4 protein-coding genes are annotated in these 6,455 nt (G+C 68.4%); 3 read left to right on the top strand and 1 reads right to left on the bottom strand.

Features of this window, described 5'->3' with window-relative positions:
* The 3 genes from ACT6S0_RS15440 to ACT6S0_RS15430 form a co-directional block, all read left to right on the top strand.
* Positions 1-2,544, top strand: a 2,544-nt coding sequence (locus tag ACT6S0_RS15440) for an exo-rhamnogalacturonan lyase family protein (RefSeq protein ID WP_444764692.1), incomplete at its 5' end; no start/stop codon positions are given.
* 113 nt (positions 2,545-2,657) lie between these two features.
* Positions 2,658-3,884, top strand: a complete 1,227-nt coding sequence (locus ACT6S0_RS15435; protein WP_444764691.1) for a rhamnogalacturonan acetylesterase — start codon at positions 2,658-2,660, stop codon at positions 3,882-3,884.
* Entirely contained in the window at positions 3,884-5,131 is a 1,248-nt protein-coding gene (locus ACT6S0_RS15430) for a serine hydrolase domain-containing protein (protein WP_444764690.1), read from the top strand. The genes ACT6S0_RS15435 and ACT6S0_RS15430 overlap by 1 nt, the downstream gene beginning before the upstream one ends.
* 92 nt (positions 5,132-5,223) lie before the next feature.
* On the opposite strand, the gene ACT6S0_RS15425 is transcribed toward ACT6S0_RS15430, so the two are convergent.
* Positions 5,224-6,369 (bottom strand): M12 family metallopeptidase, encoded by a 1,146-nt coding sequence (locus ACT6S0_RS15425; RefSeq protein ID WP_444764689.1) that lies wholly within the window; start codon positions 6,367-6,369, stop codon positions 5,224-5,226.
* Between the last annotated feature and the right edge of the window lie 86 nt (positions 6,370-6,455).

The raw sequence follows: 6,455 nt of genomic DNA, 5'->3' as shown, positions 1-6,455 counted from the left end.
GGCCTGCCCTGGCCACGCGGCCAGCACAAGAAGGATCAGGCCTTTCACGCGTTGGATTCACAAGGCAAGCCGCTGCCGCTGCAGACCTGGCCGCTGGCCTGGTGGCCCGATGGCTCTCTGAAGTGGACGGCGCATGCGCTGCCGGCCGGCGTCGATGCGGGCGCCCGCCCCAGCATCCGCCCGGGCAAGGGCGCCACCCCAAGCGGTGCGCGCGTCACGGTGCGTGAAGAAGCCGAGTTCGTCGAGGTGGACACCGGCGTCATCCGCGCCATGCTGCCGCGTCAGGGCAGTCAGCTCGTGCGCAGCATCGAGCGTGACGGCCGCGAGATCCTGCGCGCGGCCACGCTGATCGCGCAGACCGACGACAAGCCCGACAACGACCAGGGCGACGTCACGCACACCCGCTTCGACGCCCGCATCGCCAAGCTGACCGTCGAGCAGACCGGCCCCGTGCGCGCCGTCATCAAGGTCGACGGCCAGCACCGCAGCGCGCGTGGCCGCGAATGGCTGCCCTTCACGGTGCGTTTCTACTTCTATGCCGGCGCCGAGTCGCTGCGCATGATGCACAGCTTCGTCTTCGACGGCGATGACCAGACCGACTTCCTGCGCGGCATCGGCCTGCGCTTCCAGGTGCCGCTGCGCGATGCGCTCTACGACCGCCATGTGCGCTTTGCCGGCGAGGCCGCAGGCCTGTGGGCCGAAGGCGTGCGCAACCTGACCGGCCTGCGCCGTGAACCGGGTGCCGCCGTTCGCGAGGCCCAGTTGGCCGGCCGCGCCACGCCGCCGCTCGAACAATGGGGCGCGCAGGTGCGCAAGCTGCAGCACCGCATCCCGGCCTGGGGCGACTATTCCTTGAGCCAGCTCAGCGCCGACGGCTTCCAGATCAGGAAGCGCACCAAGGCCGGCCATGGCTGGATCCCGGCCGCCTTCGGCCAGCGTGCACCGGGCACCGGCTATATCGGCGGCGCGACCGGTGGCGTGGCCTTCGGCCTGCGCAATTTCTGGCAGCTGCACCCGACCCAGCTCGACATCCGCAACGCGCACACCGATGCGGCCGAGGTCACCGTCTGGATGCACTCGCCCGAGGCGCCGGCCATGGACCTGCGCTTCTATCACGATGGCCTGGGGATGCAGACGCATGCCGAGGAGCTCGAAGGCCTGGAGATCACCTACGAAGACTACGAGAAGGGCTTCGGCACGCCGGTGGGCATTGCCCGCAGCAGCGAGATCACGCTGTGGGCATTGAGTGGCACGCCGACCCGCGAGCGCCTCGTGCAGATGGCCGCCGCCGTGCAGACGCCGCCGCAGCTTGCCGCTTCACCATCGCGTTATCTGTCGGCCGGCGTGTTCGGCAGGCTGTGGAGCCTGCCCGACCGCAGCACGCCCACGCGCGTGAAGATCGAGGACAAGCTCGACTTCCTGTTCGGCTTCTACGAGCAGGAGATCGAGCAGCGCCGCTGGTACGGCTTCTGGGACTACGGCGACTTCCGCCACACCTACGACGCCGACCGCCACGAATGGCGCTACGACGTCGGCGGCTATGCCTGGGACAACTCGGAGCTGTCGCCCGACATCTGGCTCTGGTACGCCTATCTGCGCAGCGGCCGCGCCGACATCTTCCGCGTGGCCGAAGCGATGGTGCGCCACACCAGCGATGTCGACGTCTATCACGCAGGCCGCTTCCAAGGCCTGGGCACGCGCCACAACGTGCAGCACTGGGGCTGCAGCGCCAAGCAGGCGCGCATCTCGACGTCAGCCAACCGGCGCTTCTACTACTACCTGACGGCCGACGAACGCATCGGCGATGTCATGCGCGAAGTGCTGGACGTCGATACCAAGCTCGACGCGGTGGACCCGGTGCGCAAGATCGCCGGCCGGGTGGACAAGGGCCCGTGGCCGGCGCGCATCGGCTTCGGCACCGACTGGGGGTCGCTGGTCGCGAACTTCATGACCGAGTGGGAACGCACCGGTGATGCGCGCTGGCGCAACAAGCTGCTGCGCGGCATGCAGGGCATTGCAGCCATGCCACACGGCTTCTTCACCGGCAGCGGCGGCTACGAGCCGACGGGGCCCAATGAGGGCGCCTTCCACAACGTCAGCGGCAACAAGGTGTCTGCCAGCCATCTGAGCGCCGTGTTCGGCGGCATGGAGATGATGACCGAGCTGGCCGAGCTGATCGACGAGCCGGCGTTCAAGCAGGCCTGGATCCAGTACTGCGAGCTGTACAACGCGCCGCGCGAGCAGCAGGTCAAGGCGCTGGGCGTGCCGCACGGCGGCGGCACGGTGCTCAGCGTGGGCCACTCGCGGCTGACGGCCTATGCGGCGCGGCAGAAGCAGGACCAGGCGCTCGCGCAACGGGCCTGGCGCGAGTTCCTGGCCGACGACCCGCGCGGCGTCAAGACGCTGAAGACGACGCGCATCGTCGGGCCGCTGGCACTGAATCAGGTGAACGAGGCGTCGTGGATATCGACCAACGACACGGCGCAATGGGGGTTGGCGGCGATTCAGAATTTGGCGTTGATTGGCGAGCATTTGCTCGACTGACCGGTGGATTCGAACGACGAGGCTCGCAGGGCAGCCCGCTGCGACGCGAAGGGCCAGGCGCCGGGGCGAACTCCCGCTGGGCCTCCCCCATCAAAGCTAAAGCAGAGACAAGCATGAAAAAGGGACTGCTCCTCAGCGCCACCCTCCTCGCCACGCACGCGTTCGCCAACGAACCCATGCGCCTGAACATCGACGGCGCAGAAACCTACACCCGCGAGCGCGGCCACGGCTTCGAGCCTGGCGCGCCGCGCAACGCCGCCGGCCTGCCCAGCTACTTCACCGTCGATGTCCCCGCCGAAGGCAACTACCGCGTCACCGCCACCCTTGGCGGGCCCGAAGCCAGCGACACCACGATCAAGGCCGAGCTGCGCCGCCTGATGCTCGACAGCGTGCAGCTGCCCGCCGGCGCCACTGCACAGCGCAGCTTCATCGTCAACGTGCGCACCGCCCACATCGCCGCCGCTCCCGGCATCGAGCCCGGCGCCGTCAAGCTCAAGGAGCCCCGCGAGAGCCAGGACGAGGTCTGGGCCTGGGACCGGCGCATCACACTGGAGATCAACGGCGCCCACCCGGCCCTGCGCAAGCTCGTCATCGAGCCGGTCAACGTGCCCACCGTCTTTCTGCTCGGCGACTCCACCGTGGCCGACCAGCAGCGCGAGCCCTACAGCAGCTGGGGCCAGATGATCACGGCGCTGTTCAAGCCCAGCGTCGCCGTGGCCAACCATGCGCAGTCGGGCGAGACGCTGCGCGACTCGCTGGCACGGCGGCGCCTCGACAAGATCCTGTCCGTCATGCAACCGGGCGATACCGTGCTGTTGCAGTTCGGCCATAACGACCAGAAGCAGCAGAAGGACGGCAGCGGCGATGCCCAGACCTACCAGGCCGAGCTGCGCACGCACGCCGAGCGCATCCTGGCGCGGGGCGGCGTGCCGGTCGTCGTGTCGTCGATGGAGCGGCGCAACTTCGACGCACAGGGCCGCATCAAGCCCAGCCTGACCGAGTACGCCGACGCGGCGCGCGCCGTCGCCACCGACATGAAGCTGGCCTTCATCGACCTCAATGCACTGAGCCAGCAGTTCTATGCAGCACTTGGCCCAGAGCACTCCAAGGCCGCCCATCCGATCAACGCGGGCAAGATCGACAACACGCATCACAACAACTACGGCGCCGATCAGTTGGCGCGTTTGGTCGCGCTCGCCCTGCGCGAGGCGCGCGTACCGGTGGCCGCGCAGCTGCGCGATGATCTCGCCCCCATGGCCCCGGGCAAGCCGCAGCCGCCGGCGCAGTACAACGTCGCCGCCAGCCCTGGCTTCACCCAACAACGACCTCTTGGCGACTGATGAAGTCTTCCCTGCTTGCCCTGGCGCTGACCTGCGCCGCAATCTCCCACGCGCCCGTCACCAGCGCAGCGCCGCCCAAGGCCGCCGAGGCGGTCAACGCGCAGGGCTTCTCGCCCGAGCGCCTGAAGCGGCTCGACTCAGCGATCGACGAGCAGATCACCAAGCAGCAACTCGCCGGCGGGGTGATGGCCGTGCTGCGCGACGGCAAGCCGGTCGTCTTCAAGGCCTATGGCCAGCGCGACATCGAGCACGCCAAGCCGATGCGCACGGACACGATCTTCCGCATCGCGTCCATGACCAAGGCGCTGACCACGGTGGCGGCCATGATCCTCTACGAGGAAGGTCGCTTCCTGCTGAAGGACCCCGTTTCACGCTACCTGCCCGCCTTTGCCAACGTGCAGGTCGCCCTGGCCCAGGGCGGCACCGAGAAGCCGCGCCGCGCGCTGACCATCCACGACCTGCTGACCCATGCCGCCGGCATGAGCTATGGCGCCGGCCCGGCCCACGCCGCCTACAGCGCTGCGGGCATGAAGGACTGGTACCTGGTCGGCAACGACGAGACGCTGGCCGCATGGACCGAGCGCTTCGCCGCCCTGCCCTTGCAAGGCCAGCCGGGCGAGACCTTCATCTATGGCTATGCGACCGACGTGCTGGGCCGCTTGGTCGAAGTCGTGTCCGGCCAGTCGCTGGACCGCTTCATCAAAGAGCGCATCACCGATCCGCTGCGCATGCCGGACACGAGCTTCTTCCTGCCGCCCGAGAAGCTCGATCGCCTGGCCAATGTCTACGGCCTGGAGGGCGGCCAGCTCAAGCTGATGGAAACGGCGGCCAAGAGCGACTTCGTCAACGGTCGCGCCAAGCTGCTGTCTGGCGGCGCCGGCATGCTGAGCACGGCGGGCGACTACACGCGCTTCCTGCAGATGCTGCTGAACATGGGCGAGCTCGACGGCGTGCGCATCCTCGCGCCCCACACCGTGGCGCTGATGACGGCCGACCACTTTGGCGGCAAATATCGTGGCGATGCCGATGGCTTCGGGCTGGGCTTCTGGGTCAACGTCAGGCGCGGCGGCTTCACCGAGCTGGGCAGCGAAGGCGCCTTCGGCTGGGGCAGCGCCTACTTCCCGCAGTACACGGTGGACCCGAAGGAGAGGCTGGTCATCCTCTTCATGACGCAACTGCGGCCCGCTGGCAACTCCACGCTGCACCTGCGCGTGCGCACGCTGACGTATCAGGCGCTGATGCGCTGAGGCGCAGCCTGGTCGCAGTGGACAGGTGACACACGGTTGACCCGCCCCGACCTTGGACGCGTGGCAAGCGGCCGACCGCCGGATCCAGGCTACTACCACCACATGACGGCGGTTTCTCCAGCCGCTGCGGCGTAGTAAAGCCGCACGCGCAGCACATAGCTGCGCCCGCGTTGCAGCCTGAGCTTGAGCTGGGCGTTGCGGTCCTCGCCGCTGTCGTCGTCGCCGCCGCGGAACTTCAGGTCACCAGCCACGTCCTCGTACAGCGCCAGCAGCGTGTCCGCCTCGCCAAAGGTGGCGAGCTGGTAGCTGCGCGTGCGAGCCGGCTTGATGCGCAGGTCGATCTGCCCGCCGGCCGCGATCTGCAGCCGGCGCGACTCGGCCAGCACCAACTCGCGGAGTTCGTTCACCGGCGGCTGCGCCGGGTAGATCTTGCGGACCTGGGCGATGTCATGCGCAGACAGGCCGCCGGGCGGCTGAAGCGGCTCCGTCTGGAACTGGGCCGGCTGCCGGATGAGGCCGGGGCCGAAGGGGTAGTGCATGACGGAACTCGGGTCCCAGGTCGTGCCTTCCACGGTGGTCTCGTCGAGCTTGCGCAGGATGTTGAAGTGGGTCTTCTGGCGCGACCAGCGATTGGGCGGCGCGGCCAGGGCCGCATAGACCTTCTCCTCGTCCCAGACGATGCCCGAGAAGGGGTTCTGGTGCTCGTGGTTGAAGCCCAGCGTGTGGCCGATCTCGTGGATGGCCGTGTCCAGGTCCTGCGTCACATCCCAGCCGATGTTCATCGTGCGCTCGTCGGCCGCGACGTCCAGCAGCGCCCGGCCCACGTAAGACCAGCTGCCGTCACCGGCCATGAAGCCGATGCGCACCATCGCCTGCTCCCGGCTCGGCACTTCCTTGAACTGCAGCCCCAGGCCCAGCTTGGCCCAGGACTCGAAGGCCTTGCGCAACGCCTGCTTCTGCTCGGCCGGGCCGGCCCAGGGCACGAACCGGCTGCTGCCGTCGGCCAGCATGACCGTCTGGCCGTCGCTGGGCTGGTCATAGAAGTAGTAGGTCAGCTCGGTGCCGTTGAGCCACTTGTCGCGCAGCGTGTTGATCGCCGAGGCACGCTCGCCGAACACCTGCGGGCCGCTGACGGGCGGCAGCCCCGGGCGGACATTGCAGTAGTGGTAGGCATAGCGTGGCGGCTGGGCGTCGACGTCGGCGGCCGCCGCGCGGCGCGAACTGGACGTGGTGGTCATGGATGGCTCCCGAAACGGATGACGACGTTTCAGCTTAGGCAGTGCTCGCCTCGGCGTATGCCGCAAAACTGGGGGGAACCCGGGCC

The organism is Roseateles sp. (genome assembly GCF_052436255.1).
Taxonomy (GTDB): domain Bacteria; phylum Pseudomonadota; class Gammaproteobacteria; order Burkholderiales; family Burkholderiaceae_C; genus Pelomonas.
The sequence above is the reverse complement of the archived record's forward strand: the minus strand, read 5'-3'. Positions and strand labels throughout refer to the sequence as shown.

What these genes read in the sequence shown, in the direction of transcription:
- ACT6S0_RS15435 (WP_444764691.1), top strand. Translation starts at nt 2,658, where the DNA reads ATGAAAAAGGGACTGCTCCTCAGCGCCACCCTCCTCGCCACGCACGCG.
- ACT6S0_RS15430 (WP_444764690.1), top strand. Translation starts at nt 3,884, where the DNA reads ATGAAGTCTTCCCTGCTTGCCCTGGCGCTGACCTGCGCCGCAATCTCC.
- ACT6S0_RS15425 (WP_444764689.1), bottom strand. Translation starts at nt 6,369, where the DNA reads ATGACCACCACGTCCAGTTCGCGCCGCGCGGCGGCCGCCGACGTCGAC.